Annotated in this window: 20 protein-coding genes; 9 read left to right on the top strand and 11 right to left on the bottom strand. The window is 33.3% G+C overall.

Annotation, left to right across the window (positions count from 1 at the left end; genetic code table 11):
* Window positions 1–77: 77 nt before the first annotated feature.
* Window positions 78–1,106, top strand: a complete 1,029-nt coding sequence (locus tag C1H87_RS09205; RefSeq protein WP_102755523.1) for a PorP/SprF family type IX secretion system membrane protein — start codon at window positions 78–80, stop codon at window positions 1,104–1,106.
* 162 nt (window positions 1,107–1,268) lie between these two features.
* Here C1H87_RS09205 and C1H87_RS09200 read toward each other — a convergent pair whose 3' ends face one another.
* From C1H87_RS09200 to C1H87_RS09190, 3 genes are all read right to left on the bottom strand, one after another.
* Entirely contained in the window at window positions 1,269–3,497 is a 2,229-nt protein-coding gene (locus C1H87_RS09200) for a TonB-dependent receptor (RefSeq protein WP_102755522.1), read from the bottom strand.
* 314 nt (window positions 3,498–3,811) lie between these two features.
* Window positions 3,812–4,252 (bottom strand): hypothetical protein, encoded by a 441-nt coding sequence (locus tag C1H87_RS09195; RefSeq protein ID WP_158655171.1) that lies wholly within the window; start codon window positions 4,250–4,252, stop codon window positions 3,812–3,814.
* Window positions 4,253–4,648: 396 nt separating this feature from the next.
* Entirely contained in the window at window positions 4,649–5,809 is a 1,161-nt protein-coding gene (locus C1H87_RS09190; protein ID WP_102755520.1) for a vWA domain-containing protein, read from the bottom strand.
* Between the two features lie 208 nt (window positions 5,810–6,017).
* Here C1H87_RS09190 and C1H87_RS09185 point away from each other — a divergent pair, with 208 nt between their 5' ends.
* The 4 genes from C1H87_RS09185 to C1H87_RS09170 all read left to right on the top strand — a co-directional run bounded on the left by C1H87_RS09185 (window position 6,018) and on the right by C1H87_RS09170 (window position 10,450).
* Window positions 6,018–8,192: a histidine kinase gene (locus C1H87_RS09185; RefSeq protein ID WP_102758222.1), complete on the top strand. Its 2,175-nt coding sequence runs from the start codon at window positions 6,018–6,020 to the stop codon at window positions 8,190–8,192.
* 2 nt (window positions 8,193–8,194) lie between these two features.
* Window positions 8,195–9,070 (top strand): DUF4349 domain-containing protein, encoded by an 876-nt coding sequence (locus C1H87_RS09180; protein ID WP_102755519.1) that lies wholly within the window; start codon window positions 8,195–8,197, stop codon window positions 9,068–9,070.
* Entirely contained in the window at window positions 9,071–9,805 is a 735-nt protein-coding gene (locus C1H87_RS09175; RefSeq protein ID WP_102755518.1) for a LytR/AlgR family response regulator transcription factor, read from the top strand.
* A gap of 129 nt (window positions 9,806–9,934) precedes the next feature.
* Window positions 9,935–10,450: a gamma carbonic anhydrase family protein gene (locus C1H87_RS09170; protein WP_102755517.1), complete on the top strand. Its 516-nt coding sequence runs from the start codon at window positions 9,935–9,937 to the stop codon at window positions 10,448–10,450.
* Between the two features lie 24 nt (window positions 10,451–10,474).
* On the opposite strand, the gene murI is transcribed toward C1H87_RS09170, so the two are convergent.
* The 8 genes from murI to C1H87_RS09130 form a co-directional block, all read right to left on the bottom strand.
* The gene (gene murI / locus C1H87_RS09165) at window positions 10,475–11,257 is read right to left on the bottom strand and encodes a glutamate racemase (protein ID WP_102755516.1); all 783 of its coding nucleotides are present in this window, start codon (window positions 11,255–11,257) and stop codon (window positions 10,475–10,477) included.
* Between the two features lie 112 nt (window positions 11,258–11,369).
* The gene (locus C1H87_RS09160) at window positions 11,370–11,870 is read right to left on the bottom strand and encodes an OmpH family outer membrane protein (RefSeq protein ID WP_102755515.1); all 501 of its coding nucleotides are present in this window, start codon (window positions 11,868–11,870) and stop codon (window positions 11,370–11,372) included.
* A 27-nt stretch (window positions 11,871–11,897) separates the two neighbouring features.
* Window positions 11,898–12,941 carry an OmpH family outer membrane protein gene (locus tag C1H87_RS09155; protein ID WP_102755514.1) on the bottom strand — a complete coding sequence of 348 codons (1,044 nt, stop codon included), beginning with the start codon at window positions 12,939–12,941 and terminating at the stop codon, window positions 11,898–11,900.
* Between the two features lie 176 nt (window positions 12,942–13,117).
* The gene (gene bamA / locus C1H87_RS09150) at window positions 13,118–15,778 is read right to left on the bottom strand and encodes an outer membrane protein assembly factor BamA (protein WP_102755513.1); all 2,661 of its coding nucleotides are present in this window, start codon (window positions 15,776–15,778) and stop codon (window positions 13,118–13,120) included.
* Window positions 15,711–16,451, bottom strand: coding sequence for an isoprenyl transferase (locus C1H87_RS09145; RefSeq protein WP_102755512.1), 741 nt, complete (start codon window positions 16,449–16,451; stop codon window positions 15,711–15,713). Before C1H87_RS09145 ends, bamA begins: the two co-directional genes overlap by 68 nt.
* A gap of 2 nt (window positions 16,452–16,453) precedes the next feature.
* Entirely contained in the window at window positions 16,454–17,143 is a 690-nt protein-coding gene (gene porG, locus C1H87_RS09140) for a type IX secretion system protein PorG (RefSeq protein WP_102755511.1), read from the bottom strand.
* Between the two features lie 256 nt (window positions 17,144–17,399).
* On the bottom strand, window positions 17,400–18,284 hold the full coding sequence (locus tag C1H87_RS09135; RefSeq protein WP_102755510.1) for an NAD kinase: 885 nt from the start codon (window positions 18,282–18,284) through the stop codon (window positions 17,400–17,402).
* A gap of 139 nt (window positions 18,285–18,423) precedes the next feature.
* Entirely contained in the window at window positions 18,424–19,083 is a 660-nt protein-coding gene (locus tag C1H87_RS09130) for a CBS domain-containing protein (protein WP_102755509.1), read from the bottom strand.
* Window positions 19,084–19,170: 87 nt separating this feature from the next.
* Between C1H87_RS09130 and C1H87_RS09125 the strand changes: the two genes are divergently transcribed.
* From C1H87_RS09125 to C1H87_RS09110, 4 genes are all read left to right on the top strand, one after another.
* On the top strand, window positions 19,171–19,893 hold the full coding sequence (locus C1H87_RS09125; protein WP_102755508.1) for a pyridoxine 5'-phosphate synthase: 723 nt from the start codon (window positions 19,171–19,173) through the stop codon (window positions 19,891–19,893).
* A 127-nt stretch (window positions 19,894–20,020) separates the two neighbouring features.
* A complete protein-coding gene (locus tag C1H87_RS09120; RefSeq protein WP_102755507.1) occupies window positions 20,021–20,785 on the top strand; it encodes an alpha/beta fold hydrolase in 765 nt (254 codons plus the stop codon).
* 15 nt (window positions 20,786–20,800) lie between these two features.
* Entirely contained in the window at window positions 20,801–21,664 is an 864-nt protein-coding gene (locus C1H87_RS09115) for a class I SAM-dependent methyltransferase (protein WP_102755506.1), read from the top strand.
* Between the two features lie 36 nt (window positions 21,665–21,700).
* A complete protein-coding gene (locus C1H87_RS09110) occupies window positions 21,701–22,048 on the top strand; it encodes a phage holin family protein (protein ID WP_102755505.1) in 348 nt (115 codons plus the stop codon).
* Window positions 22,049–22,140: the final 92 nt, after the last annotated feature.

Raw genomic sequence — 22,140 nt, 5'->3', positions numbered from 1 at the left:
GATAAGGTTTTAGTTTTGCCTTATTATCTTTAAACCTTTAATGATCAAAAATTAATATTTAACCAAACCTACTTGAGATGAAATTAAAAAATATTTTAATAGTAATTACTGGGGTGTTATTTACTCATATTGCAATTTCTCAGGAAGGCTTACCTATTTATACCGATTACCTTACAGATAATTACTATTTAATCCATCCTTCAATGGCTGGAGCTGCTAATTGTTCTAAAATTAGATTAACAGGTAGGCAGCAATGGCTTGGACAGGACGATGCGCCTAGGCTTTTAACCTTAAGTTTAAATGGAAGGATAGGCGATTCACAATCTGCTATTGGTGGTATATTGTATACCGATAAGAATGGGTACCATTCGCAAACAGGTGCTTATGTAACGTATGCACACCATTTAATGTTTTCCAGAAGTGAAATAGATTTAAATATGCTTTCCTTTGGGTTAAGTGCTGGGTTTATTCAATATCAATTGGATGAAACTACTTTTTTAAGTGATAGCCCTATAGGCGATCCTGCAATTGATGGTACTGTACAAAATCAAACCAATTTAAATATAGATTTTGGTTTCTCTTACCACTACCTGGATTTTTATGCACATGGTACAATAAAAAACGTGTTAAAGAATAAAGGGGTAAATACAGATATTGGCCCTATGAATCAGGTTGCACAAACAGACAATTTAAGGCGCTACCTATTATCGGTTGGATATGTTTTTAATAAGTATGGGAGCGAGTGGAGTTATGAGCCTTCTGTAATGTTACAATATAGAGATGCTACAAAGGAGGCTGCAATTGATGTGAATGCTAAGGTATATAAGCAAATGGACTTTGGTAAAATATGGGCAGGACTATCTTATAGAAATAGTTTCGACGGGGCCGAATATTTAACTAATACCGGGTCAATTAGAAGTCAAAAACTACAACAAATCACACCAATTGTAGGTGTTAATTATAATAAATTTATGGTTGCCTATAATTATACGTATCAAACGAATTCATTAGTATTTACCAATGGAGGTTATCACCAGTTTACATTAGGTTATAATTTTAGTTGCAAACGAAAACGTTTCGAGTGTAACTGTCCGGCGGTTAATTAAAAATCTTTTAAAACATAAGTTATTGCAAGGTCAATGTCATTAAGATTGTTACGTTGAGCGCAGTCGAGATGTGTTGAAAATGTGCATATTAAAAGTTCTCGACTGCGCTCGAACGGACATCTAAGTGCTTTTTAGACAACCTCTTAAAAAAGTGTTTTGACTTTAAAAAGACACAGATATTTTTCCTCTAATGTAAAAAGGCGTACCTGGTGTAAAATGTATTTCCTCTGTAGAGGAAGCTTCATTAAACAAACGGCTTTCGGTAGCGAATTGAGTTTCGTTCCACTCGGTGTCAAAAAGGTTTTCTACAATAATACCATAAGTCCAGTTTTTCCAATTATAATTAAGGTTGAGATCGGTAACAAAATAGCCTTCTGCCGTCATCGAATTATTTTCGTTTGCAGGTCTATCATCTACAAAACGATAAGTCAGTGCACCTGAAAAATTACCAAGCTCTTTCAATAAGATACCTCCAGATGAAGTTAAGTCTGGAGCAAGGGGGATAAAATCTTCCCCGTCTGCTTCTTCTGTACTTCTTCCATAGGTATAGTTGATATCTGCATACAAGTACAGCCAATCGGTAGCTTGATAACGTGTACCGAACTCCACACCCAAACGGCGTGTTTTCCCACTGGGCTCAACAATTCCTGCATCGCCAACATAAACAAATTCTTGTTCTAGGAACAATCCCCAAAGTGTAGCATTTAAGGCTAGTTTATTGGTTGGTTTTACGATTGTACCTAAATCTACGCCATAAGCAGCAGGGAGTATGTCTTCTCCGTTATTGGCTACTACAACTCTGGTATCATTGGAATGGAATCCGATACCGGATTTGAGAAAGAGTTGCCAATTTCTGTTAACCGAAAAGATGGTATTCAATTTTGGACTAAAAGCAACTTCAGACTCACTTTGATTGTCGTAAACTTCTGTAATCTTGTTTACATAGTCGAACTTGAAATAATCCAACCGTAAAGTAGGGTTGAAAGTCCACTTACCGGTTTTAAACTTTGCATTTAAAAATCCGTAGGTGTTTACTTCGTCCACATCGCCCAAGGCTATTCTTTTAAGTGTTGTTTGACGATTCAAAGTACTTGATAGTTCAGTGTCATCGGTATTGTCATACCTAAATCCAATTCCTGATTCATATTCGAATTGAACATTATTACCCAAAACCATATGCTTTTTTTGGAACATGCTTTCTGCACCTACGATAATACGATTCTCCTTTTGATATATTTGGTCGCCATTTACTGGGTCTTCTAAAAAGAAAGTAAAGTTAGAATATAGCTCGAAATCGTATAGAGATAAGAACATTTTGGTCTTAAAAAGCTGATTTTCATCTATAATCTTAGTGTAGTTTGCCAAGAGGTTGGTTCTACTTGTCTTACCGCCTTCGGTATCGTCAATAGCTCCGAATCTATCAATAAGGCCTTGGTCTACCGCTCGTTGAGGAATTTGTCCAGATGCATCCCATTTGCTTTTAAAATGCGAAGCAGTAAGATTTAATTCCTGATTTCCTGATAAATTATAGTTATATCGACCCATAATATTAATACGATTGAAATTCTGCGGAGAATTGAATGGTCCATCGGTTAGATAAAGCTCTGATGCAAGGTAGGCATTACTATTCTCTGATTCTAAGAAGTTGAACATGCCTAATAACCGTGAGGTATTGAATTGCCCAGCTTCCAAGGAAATTAAACTTTTGTCCAGCGTTTTTCGCAAGCGAAGATCAACATACCCTGCAGTATTAAAATTCCCTTTTTCTGCATAATAAGGACCTTTGTCAAAATTTACATTTTCTATGGTCTCTGGAATTACAAAATGTAAATCGGCATAGCCTTGACCGTGTGCATGACTAACCATGTTAACGGGCATGCCTTCTACACTAATGGCTACATCTGTACCATGATCAATGTCGAAACCTCGAAGGAATATCTGTTCTGCCTTACCGCCACCAGCATGTTGCCCGATAATCAAACCAGGTACTTTACGTAAGATTTCCTGTGATGATTTTACAGAATTGGTCTGTACGTCCACATTTACAATACGATTTAACGCATTAAGTTCTGATGTTATGACTACTTGATTAAGCGAAATACCTGATTCTTTCATAACTATTGTAATTCTATTATTCAAGTTTTCTTGAGATACTTTAATAAGCTTTGTTTTGTAGCCCAATCTGGAAAAATAGACCGAATCCTGAACGTAAGTATTCGTTATAGTAAAAGAACCTGTAGCATCTGTATGGCTGTGTGTTCCTGTGTTTTGATTGAAAACGCCAACATCTTCAAGAGGACGATTGTTTTCATCGACGACCTTTCCCTTCAAATTTTGAGCATAAATGAAGTAATTAAAAAGCATTAATAATGCAATTATTATAAATCTCATTTTTTAAATTTTATAAATTGTTCAATGAGAGTATCTAAAAAGTTTTTATAGTTTGATTTGCCAGATTGAACACATCGCCTTCGCTCAAGATAAGCTAAATGCGAAGTGCTCAATATGGCGTTAAATGTACTTTTTGGATACCCTCTTTTTTGTAATGTATTTGGAATGATAAGGCATAAGCAATCGATTTGTTACCTTAAAGTCTTTATTTTTGGGTAACAAAAATGTATACACCCATTGCTATTATAATGGATATAGATATACTAGGGCCACAGATTTAATAAATTTATGACCTTAAAAAATTAGAAAATACCTTATGTTAGAGTTGTTTTGGGTGGAGGGATATTAACATCCAATTCGCGGCTAATAATCCTAGCTTCATAAAACCAAATTATTGAACTCATAACTAGCGAGAATTGTTTTTGACCGATTCTTTTTTCTGGGAGAATATGCTTGTCTAGTTTGTTATCTAAAAGGTGCTTTTCTGTATCGTTTTTTTGGCTATCTGTATCGAAAATTGAACTTAAAAAAGAAAGAAACTCATGGGTGTGATGCGTTGCATGCTCTTTTTCGTCATGATGATGTTTTTCTGATAAAGAAAATTTAGATAGAAATATGTGGTCGTGATGATGATGATGGCTGGTTTCCGTATGTTTCTCTTCGTGATGATTTTCTAATGCCAGATGGTGCGATATTTTGTGAAGCAGTTTATATAATTGAGTCTGTAATGGGCTCAATATGTAAAGAAAAGACATCGCAATGATAAAATTTTTGAGGAATAAAGATTTTATTGAATTGGTGCTTTTCAAGTTATGTGGCATTTAGGGCACAAAAATAAACGTTCTAACCTTACTGAGGAAACATAAACTACATTGGTTTTTTCTGAAGTTAAAACTAATCTGAGTATCATATTAATACATGCTTGTTTCCTTGATTATTTCGACTAAACTCAACATAAACTAAACTCGAAAGATTATTAAAACCTGTGTTTTATATAGGTTTCTACTAAACTCAACCTGATACCGGAGTACAATGCATCGATTTTAATTGTATTAAAAAACGGGCTCACCTCTATAAAAAGATAAAACCCGTTTTTTTATTATACAAAACTTTGGGAGCGTTACTGTATAAATTCAATTTTAGTTTGTTGCCTATTTCCAACTATACTTTTTTCTTTGAGCTTGTTCTTTAATGGCTTTGGTCATAGCATTTTCTAAGCCATTTTTAGCACCTTCTTTTTTCTGTTCTGCAACATAGGTTTTACGTTTCTTGTTCAGCTCCTGAATCTTTTTCTTTATAGTTTCTCTTTCTTTACTTTTTTGAGAAACATAAGTTTCAATCTCTTTTTTTGTTTTTCCTTTTAGTTCTTCTGGTAAAGAAGCGTCTTTAATATCTTCAATAACAACTTCTTCCTGTTCTATGGCATCTACAAGGTCCCAGCTTTTGTTTTTATATAAATGCGAACTTTTGCTTATGGTTCTCTTTACAGCATTGGCCTTGCTGTAGCTGCCAGCATTAGCATCTTGCTTAGCCTGCATGGCTAGTTTTTCCCTACCTCTTGTACCATAAATAACATAGGTTTTGTTTAATTTTTGATTTAAAATTAAGATCTCGTCATCGTAAGGCGATGCAATATGTACCGTAGTTTTATTTTGATTAATGGCTATATAATCACCATTGGTTAATTGAGCACCATCCTTCCAAGAAGAAGAAATCCCTTGGTTATAATTGCCACAAAAAATAGTGTTTATGGTAATATCTTTTTCCTTGGCGTTTGTCGATGCATCTTTATAGTTTACTTTTCCTTGAGTAAAAGGCTCATTACCAGCAATGAAAATTAATTTTAAATCGTCCGGATTTTTACCCCAATCCAATTGATTTAACGACGTTTGTATTACTTGGCCACAATATTCTTCACCACCGTTGGTAGTTAGAGAGAATAGTTCTTCGGAAATTTCATCTAAGTCTTCGCTAAAAGATAATACTTGTCTAATATATCCCTCTCTGCCGCTTAATCTGTCGTTTCCGTATTCATATAAAGCAATTTGTAAGTTGGGTTTTTGTGTACCACATTTTGCATAAGACAATTCGTTTACAATGTCCCAAAGTTGTGCTTTAGCCTGATCGATAAGCCCGTCCATACTATTACTGGTATCCAATAAAAGAGCCACTTTAATAAATTGTTTGCTAGGATCGTGATGTGCTTTTTCTGTAGCGTTAAATACGACATCTTGTTTTTTATTGTCTGCTTTGCAAGCCATAAAAGCAATTAGTGCGATGCTAAGAAAAAATGTTTTAATATTTGTTTTCATAATGTTTTTTTTCTGATTAATGCTGTAAATCTATGTCCAACATATTTCTTAAAAAAAGCAGAATGAGTGAGTAGCAGGTTTGGTTGAGTAAAGTGGTCTTTTGAATGTATGATCGTGTCCTATTTACATGGAAAAAACACATATTTATAAAAACACTATTTTATTATACCAACGAAAGTGCGTAAGTTTATCTATTATTAAACAACACATGCAAGCAACTATTAAATACATATGGTTTTTATGCATTATGCTTAGTACAACATGTATGTTTGCTCAAGTATATGAAAAGTCTACAAATCGAGAGCCTAGGTTTACGGTAAGAGGTTCTGTGATTGAAAGTGATACGCATAACCCTATACCAAACGTAAATATTGAAGTTAATGGAGGGGCTTATACCACTACCGATTTTGCAGGTGATTTTAGGATAGAAGCTAAAAAAGGCGACGAACTTATTATTAAGCATAAGGATTTTGAGACGGTTTACTATACTATTTTAAGTAATGAACGGATTACTGTTAGGGTTGAGCCTAGTAGGGAAGAAGCAGAATATAAACGAACAAAGTTTTCGAGGCGTAACTCCAATGAATTTAAAATGTTAATAGATTCTGCCGAAACACACTTAAAAAAAGATGCTAAACGCAGTATTAAGTTTATTGAACTGGCTCTTGTTGAAAGTAATTCTGTAAAGCAGAATGCCGAGGCTTATGAGGTTTTAGGAGATATTTATATGTTCTGGAAACAGTATGATTTAGCTGTTTCTAATTATAGGATTAGCGACCAAAATTTAAAAACCAATGCGGTTAAATTGAAACTTGCTGCGGCGTATAAGCAAAATAATAACTATCAGGAAAGTATAGAAACCTATAATGGGGTAAACAAAAAAGCGTTGTCGAATTGGCAATTAGTTGAACTTTACGAAGGCCTTGGTGATGTTTATATGTTGACGAAAAGTTACCAGTTTTCAATTGATAATTACAATAAAGGGTTGGTTGTAGCCCAAAAGCATCTAATTACACCTAAAATAACAGATTTAAATTCGAAAATAGCGCAGACTTATAATTTAAAGGGAGAGACTCAAAAAGCTGAGGGTTATTTTAATAAGTCTATGAAGTTGGCGAGTACCCAAAATAAAAAACGAGCGGCTGAAGAAAAGGATCGAGCAGCCGAATTTTTAAATGCCAATCAGGATTATTCTGGAGAGATAGAGTTAAGGAAGGAGGCTTTAGAAGATATAAATGATTTAAAAAGCGATTCGGATATAGATAATGAGAGTGCGTTAACACCCCAAAAACAGAATTATAAAATAGGGAATGCGTTTGCGTTGCAAAACGATTACGATAATGCCATCCCGTATCTTGAAAAGAGTATAGAAGAGGCAGATAGTAAAGCAGATCTTATAGTGCAAAAAGATGCTACCAGAAAATTATCTGAGATTTATAGAGACGCTGGGCAATTTGACAAAGCATTGATCGCCTATCAAAACTATGTTGATTTGGTCGATAAACTCTATACTAAGAAAGAGCAGGAAATAGCTCAGGCAGCAAGGTTTAGTAAGGTTATTGTTAACAATCAAAATAGAATTTCAAGTCTGGAAAGTGATAGAGCTTTAAATGAGAGTAAGTTTCAATTGAGTAATGAAGAAGCCAAGCGACAAAAATTAATTATTTACTCACTTTCTGGCGGACTCATATTGTTGTTGGTTGCTGCATTTTTAATGTTTAAATATATTAAGCAACAACGTTTGGCTAATAACTTATTAGCTTTAAAAAGCTTGCGTAGTCAAATGAATCCACATTTTATATTCAACGCATTAAACTCAGTAAACAGTTTTATTGCATCTAATGATGAGCGTACCGCCAATAAATATCTTACCGATTTTTCGTTATTAATGCGCGCTGTTTTAGAGAACAGTGAAGAAGATTTTATTCCGTTGGAAAAGGAAATAAGACTATTGGAATTATATACCAAATTAGAACACTTTAGATTTCAGGATAAATTTGATTATAGCATTAATATTGATGAAAATATTAATATTGAAGATTTTGTAATACCCCCTATGTTGTTACAGCCCTATATTGAAAATGCCGTGTGGCATGGCCTACGTTATAAAAAATCGAAGGGACAATTAGAAATAGGAATTACCCAAACGACTTCAGACGAAATAAAAATTACCATTACAGATGATGGTATTGGTCGAAAACAATCGAAAGCTTTGAAGACCGAGAACCAACAAAAACAAAACTCGAAAGGGATGGGTAATATTAAAAAACGTGTCTCTATTTTAAACGAGATGTATAAAGATAAGGTCGATGTGGTTGTTGATGATTTTCAAGATGAAGAAGATGTGGGAACTAAAGTTGTGGTAACGCTTAAAAAAGATTAATAATGAAAAAACCATTTAAAAAAAAGCTTAAAAAAGGAATACTTTATTTAGTATTGTTATTTGTGATTCTGTTTGTTTTTCGAATTCTTTACGGGTATGCAGAGTACCCGAGTGCTGTTGGCAATAGCAGTACTTTTTTTGAAGAAATAGCAAGCAGTCGTGTTAATTACGCTTCAAAAAAATATAAAATGAAATCTAACACTAATAACGCGCAAAATGTTATTAATGTTGATCAGAAATATGAAAAGATAGCCACTGTTAATACGAAGTCTTCTGAATTTGAAAAAGAAAAGCGTTTCCTAAACAAAGAAATTAAAAGCCATGAGGCAATAATCCAGTTTGAACAGAACAGTGGTAACGATGGAAACAGGAGATTACAATTGTTAATTGGAGTGCAGCCAGATAAGTTTGATAGTTTATATATTTCGTTATCTAAAATTGGAAAGGTTCAATCTAAGGAAATTACAAAAAAGGATAAAACGAACGAATATAAACAGCTTAACGCAAAAAAAGAATCACTTTTAAAAATTAGAAGTTCGTTGATTGAATTAAAATCTAAAGGTGGAAAAATTCAGGAGTATATTGATTTAGAAAATAGAATACTAAATATTGAAGAAGAATTACAGGGCTTAGGAGTGCTGTTAGGTAACTATGATGAAGAAAATGAGTTTTGTACAATTAAATTTTCATTAGTTGAAGGTGTAGAAAATAAAATAGGTTTGATGCATCGTATAAAGGTTGCTCTGGACTGGACAGTCTCCACTTATTTACAGCTGATTGTAATTTTATTTTTTGTAACAGGGTTAGTCTACATTGTATTATTGATCTTAGACAAATTAAACGTATTCAATAGTATTATTAAAAACTTAAATGAATAGATGAAACTAACTTCAATTATAGTAGAAGACGAAGAAACGAGCAGAGATATTTTAAGGAATTATCTCAAAAAATATTGCCCTAATGTTGAGGTTTTAGGTGAGGCAGCCAATGTTGACGAGGCTTTGGTTTTAATAAGAAATCACGATTTAGATTTAGTGTTTTTAGATGTAGAAATGCCTTATGGTAATGCGTTTGATTTATTAGACAAGGTTGGCGATATTAATTTTGAAACCGTGTTCGTAACGGCATATAATCATTATGCTATGGATGCTTTGAATGCACATGCTTCCTATTATTTAATGAAACCCATTTCTATAGACGAGCTTATAAAAGCCGTTGATTATGTTACCGAAATTAAAACCAAGGAAGAAGCACTTCAAGATCAGGTTCTTGTTCCGAAAACAAGTGGTGTAGATGGTAAAATTACCATTCCGCAATTAGATGGTTTTGAGGTTATAGATATAGCAAATATTTTGTATTGTAAGGCTGACGATAACTACACAGAAATCTATTTGAATACAAATAAGAAGAAGTTGGTAAGTAAAACACTTAAATACTTTGAAGATGCTTTAAACAATGCTAGTTTTGCACGTGTACACAAATCGTATTTAGTTAATGTAAACGAAATTGTTAAATACATAAAAGGAAAAGGAGGAAGTGTATTGCTTAGTAACGGACAGGAGATTGTAGTGTCGGCTTCTAAGAAATCGGATTTGTTGTCTTATTTTAAGTAACATTCCTGCGACATGTGCTGAACTTGTTTCAGTAAGGCAGGAATCTCATGAAATATTAAAGTATTAATTATAAAAAGGGGATGATCGGTGGCAATTAGTACCGGGATTCCTTTTTCAAAGGAATTTATTATGCCAGTTATAAAACCAGTAAGAGGAAAGTCACCTCAAATACCAGACGATTGTTTTGTTGCAGATAATGCCACCATTGTTGGCGAAGTCTTTATGGGAAGCCAATGTAGTATTTGGTTTAGTGCCGTAGTTAGGGGCGATGTAAACTTTATTAAAATGGGTAATAAAGTAAATATACAAGATGGAGCTGTTATTCATGGTACTTTTGAAACGTCTCCAACAACCATTGGAAATAATGTGTCTATTGGTCATAACGCCCTTGTACATGGTTGTACCATTCATGATAACGTTTTAATCGGTATGGGATCGATCGTTATGGACGATTGTGTGGTAGAAAGTAATAGTATTATTGCTGCCGGAGCTGTTGTAACTAAAAATACGAGAGTAGAAGCAGGTAGTATTTATGCAGGGGTTCCTGCAAAAAAGGTAAAGGATATTAGCGAAGAACTTATCTCTGGCGAAATAAATAGAATTGCCGATAACTATATTAAATATTCTGGTTGGTTTAAGGAGTAACAAGTTCAGCACATGTCGCAGGAATTAAAAATCTAAATATTCAACAACTGCGCTAGAAGAATTTAAAAGCGATTGCATAATTTCAGGATCACCATTCGTGTAAAATTGATTTTTACTATTAGAAGATTCACCATTCAGTAAATCGTTTTTTTTCAGGATCGCTTTTGTTTGCCTTGCGACAGCCTCGCCAGAGTCTATAATTTTAACATGACTGGGAAGCAATTTAGTTAATAACGATATTAAATAGGGGTAATGGGTACATCCCAAAACTAAATAATCGATGTTGGCATCAATCATTGGTTTTAGGTAGGTTTTTAAGAGGGTTTTCATTTCCTCAGATTGTAACTTGCCATTTTCTATAAGTTCTACAATACCTTCTCCAACTTGTTCAATAACATTTACATTGCTGGCAAACCTACCAGACGTTTTAGAAAATAAGGCACTGCTTAAAGTGCCCTTGGTAGCTAAAATACCAACAGCATTGTTTTTCGTTTGTAAAGCGGCAGGCTTTATGGCGGGTTCAATACCAATAAAAGGAATATTATAAGTATCTCTTAAGTAGTCTATGGAATTAGTGGTAGCTGTATTGCATGCCACTACAATAAGTTTACAGCCTTTGCTAATTAAGAGCTCAGTATTTTTAATACTTAAATTAGTAATGATCTCTTTTCCTTTTGGACCATAAGGAGCGTTAGCACTATCGGCTAAATAAATTGTGTCTTCGTTAGGTAAAAGCGTGTTAATAGCTTTCCAAATGGAGGTGCCGCCAACACCAGAATCGAAAATACCAATGGGTTGTTTGCTCATATTATTATGAATTCGCATAAAAGTAAAATAATTCAAGTTTTTAACGAAAGTTATGCCAATAAAAAAGCTGCCTTGTGGTAAGGCAGCTTAGTAAAATTTATTTGTGGTATTATTATATGCCTAGTTCTTTTTTTACCTCAGGTAAAATATCTTTACCTTCTGCTACGATTAATGTAGTTCTTTCTAAAACATATTCATATCCAAGTGCTTTAGAAACTTTGTTTATAGCTGCAAATGCTTTTTCCTGAATAGGCTTAAATAATTCAGCTTCTTTTTTAGCTAAATCTTGTTGTGCATCTGCTCTAAATTGTTGGATACGTTGTTGTTTTTCTTGAAGCTCAACATATCTCTTTTGGTTTTCCTCATCTGTTTTAGTATTAGCTTCGGCATCAAATTGTTTTACTGTATTTTGATACTCCGTACCCATAGCTTGCATATCGGTTTGATATGTTTTTCCCAAAGCTTCAAGCTCTGCTTGTGCTGCTTTAGCTTCAGGCATTGCAGCTATTAGCTCTTGGGTATTTATATGTGCAACTTTGCTTTGGGCTTGGGTTAAGCTTAAAGATCCAATGCATAATGCAGTTGCTAATAAAAGAGTTTTTAATTGTTTCATTTTAAAATAGTATTTGTGTGTTATAAATTAATTTTTGTTTAAGCTGTCTTTCGCTTTCTGACGATCTTCTAATATTTTTTTCTTTCTTTCTTCTAAAGCTTTTTTTCGAGCCTCTCTTTCTTTTAATTTTCGTTGTCTATTTTCTTCAATAAGTTGTGCTTTGGTTTTTGTCTGCGTTTCAGCTGGTTTAGTCTCGTCTTCTGGTTTTGCAGTATTTTCATTACCTCCTTCATTTTCTGCTTCTTTATCTGTAGGAGCAGTTTCCGTTTCCGTTTCCGTTGTTTTATTTCTGGCGTCAATTTTTGCTTGTCTTGCTTTTTGACGATCTTCCATTATTTTTTGTCGTCTGGCTTCTGCTTCTTTTTTCTTTGCTTCTCGAGCAGCTAGAATTTCATTTCTGCGCTTTTCGATAGCACTTTCGCGTTCTGCCTTTTTCTCTTCTAATGCTTTTTGACGTTCTTCTAATTCGTAATTAATTTCTGGAACGAGCTCTTCTTCTTTAGCAGCCCTTCGCTCTGCTTTAGATTTGGCTTGTTTACGTTTCGACGATCTTGTAATGCTTCTTAATATTTGATCACTTAAGTCGAACCGCTTTGCCGAGAACAGCATCACTGCATCTGACGATTTATCAAAAATAAAATCATACTTTCTACTTGACGCCATATCTTGAACTGCTGCAAAAATTTGATCTTGAATGGGCTGCATTAATTGCTTTTTTTGAATAAACAAATCGCCATTAGGACCGAAACGCTTTTGCTGATAGTCAAGAATTTCCTTTTCTTCAAAAGCTATATCTTCTTCTCTTTCATCAATAAGTTCTTTTGTTAAAAGCGCTTTCTCATTACTTAAATCTTTTCGCTTTTGTTCAACAGCTCCAAGTTTTGAACTAATTTCATTTTTCCATTTATCTGCTTTTTGATTCAATTGAGCCGTGGCTTCTTGGTATTCTGGAACGTTCTCTAAAATATATTCAGTATCTATATAAGCAATTCTTACACCGCGTTGTGCATGCATTGAAAAACTACTTATTGTAAGAATTAATGTCAGTAAAAAAAGAACTTTATTTTTCATCTGTATATATTATAATTTATTGACTTATAAATTCTAAAAACGACAAATGATTTTTTATTTCTGCCTTTTTCGAATCGTATCTTCAAAATTAACGAATTTTAATCTTAAAAATTTTAATTCTCATGCAAATCATTATAGTGTTATTAGAAAATATCGTGCCAAAATAAATTTCATACTTAAAACCTTTGTCCAATTATGAAGTGAGTTTCCCATTTCTGACTGGATCCTGGTTGTCCTGGAATATCGTCGAAACGATGACCAAAATCAATACCTAATAACCCAAATGCTGGCATGAAAATACGAACACCAACACCTGCAGAACGTTTAAGATTAAATGGGTTGTAATCTCTAAAATTATTATAAGATGCACCACCTTCTAAAAAGGTTAGTGCATAAATTTTAGCAGAAGCTTTTAATGTTATTGGATAACGAAGCTCTAAGGAAAATTTGTTGTAAATAGTACTACCATCTTGATCTGATAACGATTGATCTGGATAACCACGTAATTGTACAGTTTCTCTTCCATCCAAACTATAGTTTCCTAAGCCATTACCACCTACAAAGAAACGCTCGAAAGGAATAACACCTCTATCATTATCGTAAGCTCCTAAAAAGCCAAATTCTACACTTGGTTTAAGAACAAGGTTACTATTAGGAATAACTTCGTTATACCAATCGCCTTTAAAGCTTACTTTATAAAATTCTAACCATTTATAACGTTCTTGATCTATTTCTGCGATTCTGTCTTGCGCACTTCTTTGAGCAAAAAGGGATTGACTACCATCTCTTGTTATTAATTGGTTTTCATCGCGTTCTTCTTTAAGAGCTTTGTAATCGATGCCATTAAATAAGGAATAAGGAATACTAAGTTTAGCGGTTACGGCAAAATTAGATCCTCCGGTTGGAAATATCGGGTCTACTCTAGTGTTATTTCTACTTAGACCTATGGTGTACGATAAATTATTTGAGTAACCATCTCCAAAAGTAAATAACCCTGTGTTGTAGTTATTCAAATCGTAACGTTGAAAACTAATAGCCTGAGATAGGGTGAAAAAATCATCTGGTACAGATAAACGTTTAGCTAAACCAAATGTAATTCCGGTAATGTTAAAACTTCTGTCTTTATCGGGTCTTCTGCTTTGTGGATTAAACAAAAACTGCTTGGTATGCGATAACGATGATGAAAACTGTACTGGTCTTTTACCTCCTAACCATGGCTCTGAAAAGGAGAAGCTATAGGTTTGAAAGAAACGACTTGCCTGTAAGCGTAGCGCCAGCTTTTGTCCATCTCCCATAGGGATTGGTTTGTAAGCATCTTTTTTTAAGATGTCTTTTATTGAAAAGTTATTAAAAGATAATCCAAGTGTACCAATAAAGCCACCGCCACCATAACCACCTTGTAATTCTATTTGACTAGATCCGGTTTCTTTAACTACGTAATTAATATCTACGGTACCTTCGTTAGGGTTAGGGTTTTTAATATCTGGAGTTATTTCCTGAGCATCAAAAAAGCCTAATTGCCCCAATTCTCTAATAGTACGTACTACATTAGATTTACTGTATAACTGTCCTGGACGCGTTCTAATTTCACGATATACTACATGATCGTTTGTTTTGTCGTTTCCAGATATGGATACGTTATTAAAATAAGCAGGCTTCCCTTCAGATATTCTAATTTCCATATCTATAACATTATTGTCGGCACTTACTTCTACTGGATTTATAGTAGAAAACAAATAACCATTGTTTTGATATTGGTTTGCAATATCTATAGCATCTGGTTTAGAATTATCTTGAATACGCTCTTGTAGCAAAATACCATTATAGGTATCACCTTTTTTAATACGAAGTATCCTGCTTAAATATTCGTTGCTATAAACGGTGTTCCCAATAAATGTTATATCTCCAAAAGTGTATAATTCACCTTCGTTTACAGCTATTTTAAGCGATATGGTTTTATCGTCGTTAATTATTAAACTATCTGATAAGATACGAGCATCTCTATAGCCGTTTTCTTTATATTTTTCTATTACAGATGATAAATCTGCCTGATAAGCAGAATCAATAAACTTTGAACGTTTTAAAATTCTTAGACGATTTATTTGCTTAGTGCTTTTCATTTTTTTTCTAAGCTTCTTGTCTTTAAAAACCGAATTACCAGTAAAAGTAATGTCCTTAATTTTAACTTTTTCGCCCTTATCGATGTTAAGTACCATATTAACACGTGCTACTTTTATAGAGTCTTTTACCTCTATAGTGTTAATGTGTACTTTAGAATTTAAGAAACCTTCTTTTTTGTATTTGTTAATTAAAAAGTTCTTGGTATTCGTTATAAGGTTTTCGGTTACTTTGGTACCTTTTTTTAGTTTATTATCGTTAATGATACCTTCTTTTTTAGAATTTCTTACACCGTTAATTTTGATTTCGTTAAGTTGAGGTAAATCGGATAGTTTTATTTCTAAAAAGGCAGTATCACCTTCTATTTTGGTAACGTATACTTCTATATCGCTAAATAATTTTGATTTCCAAAGCTTCTTAATAGCTCTACTAATATCTTCTCCAGGAATAGTAATTTCTTTTCCTTTTTTTAAACCCGAATACGTAACTATGGTTTGTTCACTAAATGAAGTATTTCCAGAAACAGTAATGGCTCCTATAGAGTATTTTTTACTTTGACTATACTGTAATTCTTGTCCTTGTATGTTAAAGCTACTTATAAAAAGTAATATTGCTATGCTATGCTTTAAGTATGTTGCTAAAAATGAAGTGTTAGCTAAGTTGTTCACTTGTTTTCCCAAATCGTCGTTCTCTTTTTTGATATTCAATAATAGCTTCATACAAATGTTGTTTTGTAAAATCAGGCCACAATACATTTGTAAAATATAATTCGGCGTAGGCTATTTGCCAAAGCAAAAAGTTGCTTATACGCTGTTCCCCACTTGTTCTAATGAGTAAATCTACGTCCGGTAAATTATGCGTGTAAAGATGCTCATTTATAATTGATTCATCAATATTTTCCGGCGAAATTATATTATTTTTAACTTTAATACTAATTTCTTTAACAGTGTTTAGTATTTCTTCCCTAGAACCATAACTCAATGCAAGGTTGAGAGTCATTCTTTTGTTATGTTTTGTGTTTTCTATAACATGATTGAGCTCTTCGTAAACTTTTTTAGGAAGCGAATTTAAATTTCCTAAAGCTGCTAGTTTAATATTGTTATCTTGAAGTGTTTTTATTTCTTTTTTTAAAGAAGACACTAAAAGTTTCATTAAAGTTTGCACTTCTAATTTTGGTCTATTCCAGTTTTCAGTAGAAAAGGCATAAAGGGTTAAGTGCTTAATACCAAGTTCCGCACAGGATTCTACAGTGCTCCGCACAGATTTTGTACCGTTTTCATGACCAAAGGCACGTATCATGCCTTTTTGCTTAGCCCAGCGTCCGTTGCCATCCATTATAATGGCAATATGTTTTGGTAGTGTTTTGTTTAGTATGCTTTCTTTTATGTCCATTTTTAATCTCCTGGGCAATAACAAGGGTTTTCGCCAAATGTATATGTAAGGGTTAAACCCGAAAACACATACCAGTCGTTATTGTTTATATTGCCAAATCTGTATTGTTGTCTTTGTTGAGAATCTGAAATACTTCCATCAAGTCCGTCTGTAAATGTATAACGCGCACCAATCTCTATACCTAAAACAATATTATCTATGAAAGATGCTTTAAACCCAGCCACCATTGGGATGCCAAAAGCCCAATTTGAAGTATTCTCGGGGGTCTGTACACCATTCAAGAAAAAATAATTGTCGTGTTTGGTAGTCGTTATACCCGTGTACAAATAAGGTGTAGCTATTTTTTCTCCCGTATGTAAGTCGAAATCTAAAAATGTAAACTCTAATCCTAATGAAACTTCCACGATACTATTTGAAAAATTATAACCTCTTTGAATACGTCTGGGGTCGTCTGATTTTGTGTCAATACCTTTTAATTTACTATAAATCACCGATGCCCTGTATGAATGTCTTTTACTTCTGTTCCATTTATAAATTCCTCCGAAAGCTACTTGATTCGGGGAAATATAATCTGTGGCACCCACATCTCCAATAAAATTACTTCCTCCTGCAAAAATACCAATTTCATTAATTTGAGCGTGGCTTAAATGGATGCTTAAAATGCTTATTATCAATAAGGTTAAATACTTCATAAATATTCAAAAGTTTGCAAATATAATAAATAAGATTAGCCCAATACCAATTAAACTCCAAAACACCTCATATAATTCGTTTCTTTTTCACTTGTATAGCTTCAAAAAATATAAACGTATTAATGTTATGTTCATATTTTATCTATTATCTAAGCAAAAAATAATTCAAATTATTTATTGTTTTAAAATTTAATAGGTATAAATAATTTGAGCTAAATTGTATTAGTGTAAAACAGAAATTCTTATAAATTATTGCCTAATTGCGCTTGTCTTCCCCCCAAAGCAGCTTTTTTCTAAGCGTATCCAGAAAGCTTTCATCTAAAAGATCTATCATTTTAATTTTGAAGTCCGCTTTTTTAATTTTGATTATGGTACCGTTATCTAATGTTGCAATTCTGGAGTCTAAAGACACTAAGTGGCTTTCTTCTCGTCCATCAACCTTAAGTTGTATTTCTGTTGAATCTGGAATTATAAGTGGGCGAGCACTTAAATTATGAGGAGCAATAGGAGTTATAACAAAACTATTTGTACTCGGTGTAATTACAGGACCGCCACAACTTAACGAATAACCCGTTGAGCCGGTTGGTGTTGAAACTATTAAGCCGTCGCTCCAATAAGAGGTGAGGTATTCGCCATCTAAATGTGTTTCAACAGTAATCATAGATGTTGTATTTTTCCGGCTTACTGCTATTTCGTTCAAAGCAAAATTCAACGATGTTATATCGTCGTTTTCTGGTGTGGTTTCTATTGAAAGTAAACTACGTTCGGATATTTTATAATGCCCATCAATTATATTTTGAATAGCATGCTCAATAGCATCTACTTGTATTGTTGCTAAAAAACCTAAACGTCCGGTATTAATACCGATAATAGGGATATCGATATCCTTCACGAAGGTAATGGCTCTTAAAATGGTACCGTCGCCACCAACACTTACAAGAAAGTCGAAAGATGTGTCTAAGGTATCGAACGTTTTACATGAAGCAAAGTCCTTAATTTTAGGAGATTCTTTAAGAATAATATTAAAAAACTCTGTTTCAATGTAGGCGTCAATATCTTTTTTAAATAAGTAATTAAATAGTGTTTCTACCGATACTGTTGTAGTTTTATTGTAGAATCGTCCAAAAATCGCAACTTTCATGTGTTTGTTTTTATTGTTTTAGGGGTCACATTTCGACTTTAGCTTATTTTGTTAGAGTTGAAAGACTCGGTACAAGCTACGTGGCATCCATATTGTTGGTTTCTTTATAAAACAACTTTAGATATGGACGGTTCGTTGTTTACATGTTAAGGTATTTATTCAAATAATCTGATCGATCTTTAAGGCTTTCTATGTAGCTGTCTTCTTCATGACCAGATGCAATATTATAACCATACCTGCGGAAGGTTTGAATGATTTCATTAAGTCCGGTATTGCCTATTTTAACGGTAACCTGTACGACGTCATTTTTTATTTTTGAAATAAAGGCGCCTAAAAGTTTACCGTTATTAGATTCTACTATTTGGCTTATTTCACTAAATGAATAATCGTTAATACCCTTTTCGACAACCAGAACACCTCCAGGTTCAAAAAAGAAAGGTGATTCGTTAAAAAGACTTATAATATCATTGAGTTCGTAATATCCTAAATAATTGTTTTTTTGATCCAATACGGGCATGATATTAGCCGAATTTTGAGCAAAAGCCTCCAATACATCTAGCCAGAGCGTATTGTCTCTCACGAAAAAATCTTCAATGGAATATAGGTAATCACTAATATGCTTATCACTTTCAAAACAATGCGCATCAGTCTCAAAAAAAGTGCCCAGAAAAACATCATTCTCATCTTTAATAGGAATATGAGAATAGGTTAATTGGTTAAATAGTAATTGCAAGTCACTTATTTTGCCATTACTATTTAAAGGCTTTATATCGTTTATAATGTATTCCGAAAGTTTCATTGTTTGGCTTTAAGTGTATGCAAATTAATTAAAAAAATAGTATATAAGCCTGTTCTACTTTGTATTTTTGCTTTTTAAAATTGATACATGACAAAGTTAAGTGTAAATATAAATAAGATTGCCACTTTGAGGAACTCCAGAGGTGGCGATGTACCAAATGTATTGCAGTTTGCAAAAGATGTACAACGGTTTGGAGCAGAAGGGGTAACCATTCACCCAAGACCTGATGAGCGCCATATACGTTATCAAGATGCTCGTGACCTAAAATCGGGGGTTTATACAGAATATAATATTGAAGGAAATCCTATAGATTCTTTTGTAGATTTGGTTTTAAATGTTAAACCAACGCAGGTTACCTTGGTGCCGGATGCTGTTGATGCTATTACAAGTAATGCTGGTTGGGATACTATAAAACATAAAGACTTTTTAGTTGATGTTATTAAGGAGTTTAAGCAAAACGGTATAAGAACTTCTATTTTTGTAGATCCGGTTTTAGAACAAATAGAGGGCGCTAAGGCTACGGGCACAGATAGAATTGAGTTGTATACTGAGGCTTTTGCTCATCAATATAGTTTAGGTAATGAGGGCGGTATAATGCCTTATGTTAAAAGTGCAGAATTGGCTAATAATTTAGAATTAGGGATTAATGCTGGTCATGATCTATCTTTAGATAACATTGCGTTTTTTAAAAACAATATTCCGGCTTTATTGGAGGTCTCTATCGGACATGCTTTGGTAGCCGAAAGTTTGTATTTAGGCGTTGAAAATGTTATCCAAATGTATTTAAGCAAATTAAAGGTCCAATCTTAATCTTTCCCAAAGGGAAAGAAACTCTGCCAAAAACATTATAGAATTAAACAGATAGATTTTAAAATAATATTTAAAAATAGGTGAGTGATCACGCAATAATTTTCCTCCTTTGGAGGGGTTAAGGCTTATGATATTACATTCAAATATAATAGGAGAAGGGCAGCCGCTTGTTATTCTTCATGGGTTTTTAGGAATGAGTGATAATTGGAAAACACTCGGACGTCAGTTTAGTGAGCAGGGCTATCAAGTACATTTGGTAGATCAACGTAACCATGGGCGTAGTTTTTGGGATGATAATTTTAGTTATGAAGTACTTGCCGAAGATTTAAAGCAATACTGCACTGCACATAACCTTGACAATATTATACTATTAGGACATTCTATGGGAGGCAAAACAGCCATGTTCTTTGCTACTCATTATCCAGAGATGGTTTCGAAATTGCTAGTCGCAGATATTTCCCCGCGTTTTTATCCGATACACCATGATGCTATTTTAGAAGGTTTAGAGGCTCTTGATTTTAATGTTATAAAAAGTAGAGGTGAAGCCGATAAATTGTTAGGTGATTATGTGTCTGATTTTGGAACCCGTCAATTTTTACTAAAAAATCTGTATTGGGTAGAAAAGGGAAAATTAGGATTGCGTATAAACCTGAAAGTTTTAAAAGAAGAAGTGGCTGAAATAGGAGAAGCGTTGCCAACACATGCGTTGTTTGAAAAGGATACCTTGTTTTTACGTGGCGACAGATCTGAATATATTGGAGTTGAAGATGAAGGTATAATCTCCAATCATTTTACAAAAGCAGAAATTGCTACTATTTCTAATTCGGGACATTGGTTGCATGCCGAAAACCCTAAAGACTTTTTTGAGGCAGTAATAAATTTTGTATTATAAATTACACATGACTATATGAAAAAAACAAAATTATTAAGAAAGTTGTGGTACGGTTTATCATCCAATCAAAGATTTTTTATTCGTAGGTTGTACTACCTTCCTCAAGATTTATTTGATAAAATTACAGGTAAAACTCATAAATATGTACCACCAAGAGGTTTTATTTATACGGGTTCGCCATCTAGTGCAGAAAACTATATAAAACAAGGAGAACTTCAGTTAGAATTACTAAAAGAAGAAATAAGTTTAATACCGTCAGATTTTGTTTTAGATATAGGTAGTGGTGTAGGGAGAACGGCAATAACATTAACAACATACCTTGACGAAAGTGGAAGCTATGATGGTTTTGATGTGGTTAAAAAAGGAATAGATTGGTGTAATTCTGGTATTGGTAAAGATTTTCCAAATTTTAATTTTAAGTATGTTGCCTTATTTAATGATCTGTATAACATATCTGAGAGTAGTGCTTTAGAGTTTGTTTTTCCTTATAAGGAAAATAGTTTTAGCAAGATTTTTACATTTTCGGTTTTTACTCATATGATGTTGGAAGAAATTCAGCACTATTTTTGTGAGATTCAAAGAGTAATCACTGATGATGGACTATGCTTCTCAACCTTCTTTTTGTATGATTCAAATGATGAAGATTATGTTGCTACTAGGAAACATTTTAATTTTCCTGTTAAAGGAAATGATGGTTTTAGATTAATGAACGAAAATGTTAAATCTGGTAATATTGCTATTCATAAAACCAGATTAGATGAGATGTTGAAAAATGCTAATTTAAAGAGGCTAAAAACAATTGATGGTTTTTGGAAAGATGAGGTTAGAGATGAGTCAAAAAAAGAATATCAAGATATTGTAGTGTTTAAGAGAATTTAAAATTTGATATTTCGTATTTTTAATAAAATTTAATTTATGAAACTCTTAACCAAACTCTTATTAAATGCCGTAGCAGTATTTGTAATAGCATATTTTTTAGATGGTGTACATGTAGATAATTACATAACAGCTTTAATTGTAGCTTTTGTGCTGTCTGTGTTAAATCTGATTGTAAAACCCATCTTGGTTATTTTTACTTTGCCAATAACCATAGTTACTTTAGGCCTGTTTTTGTTAATAATTAATGCTTTAATTATTTTATTAGCCGATAACCTAATAGCCGGCTTTTCGGTGAGCAGCATTTGGATTGCCGTATTGTTTAGTATACTACTTTCTGTTTTACAATCGATATTCCATTCACTTTTAAAAGAAGATAAAAAATAGCTTTAAAGCGATCACTTGTTTTTGTTGGTTTTTAAAACTAAAAACTTTAGCGGGGAATAACATTCGGGCTTTGAAAATCAATAAATAAGGCC

It is taken from the genome of Flavivirga eckloniae (genome assembly GCF_002886045.1).
Classification (GTDB): Bacteria; Bacteroidota; Bacteroidia; order Flavobacteriales; family Flavobacteriaceae; genus Flavivirga; species Flavivirga eckloniae.
Note: the sequence above shows the minus strand (reverse complement) of the source record. Positions and strands in the feature narration are given on the sequence as shown.

Coding starts and splice junctions, on each gene's coding strand:
- porG (WP_102755511.1), bottom strand. CDS start 17,143: ATGAAGTATTTAACCTTATTGATAATAAGCATTTTAAGCATCCATTTA.
- C1H87_RS09110 (WP_102755505.1), top strand. CDS start 21,701: ATGAAACTCTTAACCAAACTCTTATTAAATGCCGTAGCAGTATTTGTA.
- C1H87_RS09135 (WP_102755510.1), bottom strand. CDS start 18,284: ATGAAAGTTGCGATTTTTGGACGATTCTACAATAAAACTACAACAGTA.
- C1H87_RS09175 (WP_102755518.1), top strand. CDS start 9,071: ATGAAACTAACTTCAATTATAGTAGAAGACGAAGAAACGAGCAGAGAT.
- C1H87_RS09195 (WP_158655171.1), bottom strand. CDS start 4,252: ATGTCTTTTCTTTACATATTGAGCCCATTACAGACTCAATTATATAAA.
- C1H87_RS09130 (WP_102755509.1), bottom strand. CDS start 19,083: ATGAAACTTTCGGAATACATTATAAACGATATAAAGCCTTTAAATAGT.
- C1H87_RS09125 (WP_102755508.1), top strand. CDS start 19,171: ATGACAAAGTTAAGTGTAAATATAAATAAGATTGCCACTTTGAGGAAC.
- C1H87_RS09115 (WP_102755506.1), top strand. CDS start 20,801: ATGAAAAAAACAAAATTATTAAGAAAGTTGTGGTACGGTTTATCATCC.
- C1H87_RS09170 (WP_102755517.1), top strand. CDS start 9,935: ATGCCAGTTATAAAACCAGTAAGAGGAAAGTCACCTCAAATACCAGAC.
- C1H87_RS09160 (WP_102755515.1), bottom strand. CDS start 11,870: ATGAAACAATTAAAAACTCTTTTATTAGCAACTGCATTATGCATTGGA.
- C1H87_RS09180 (WP_102755519.1), top strand. CDS start 8,195: ATGAAAAAACCATTTAAAAAAAAGCTTAAAAAAGGAATACTTTATTTA.
- C1H87_RS09120 (WP_102755507.1), top strand. CDS start 20,021: ATGATATTACATTCAAATATAATAGGAGAAGGGCAGCCGCTTGTTATT.
- C1H87_RS09200 (WP_102755522.1), bottom strand. CDS start 3,497: ATGAGATTTATAATAATTGCATTATTAATGCTTTTTAATTACTTCATT.
- C1H87_RS09205 (WP_102755523.1), top strand. CDS start 78: ATGAAATTAAAAAATATTTTAATAGTAATTACTGGGGTGTTATTTACT.
- murI (WP_102755516.1), bottom strand. CDS start 11,257: ATGAGCAAACAACCCATTGGTATTTTCGATTCTGGTGTTGGCGGCACC.
- C1H87_RS09155 (WP_102755514.1), bottom strand. CDS start 12,941: ATGAAAAATAAAGTTCTTTTTTTACTGACATTAATTCTTACAATAAGT.
- C1H87_RS09190 (WP_102755520.1), bottom strand. CDS start 5,809: ATGAAAACAAATATTAAAACATTTTTTCTTAGCATCGCACTAATTGCT.
- C1H87_RS09145 (WP_102755512.1), bottom strand. CDS start 16,451: ATGGACATAAAAGAAAGCATACTAAACAAAACACTACCAAAACATATT.
- C1H87_RS09185 (WP_102758222.1), top strand. CDS start 6,018: ATGCAAGCAACTATTAAATACATATGGTTTTTATGCATTATGCTTAGT.
- bamA (WP_102755513.1), bottom strand. CDS start 15,778: ATGAAGCTATTATTGAATATCAAAAAAGAGAACGACGATTTGGGAAAA.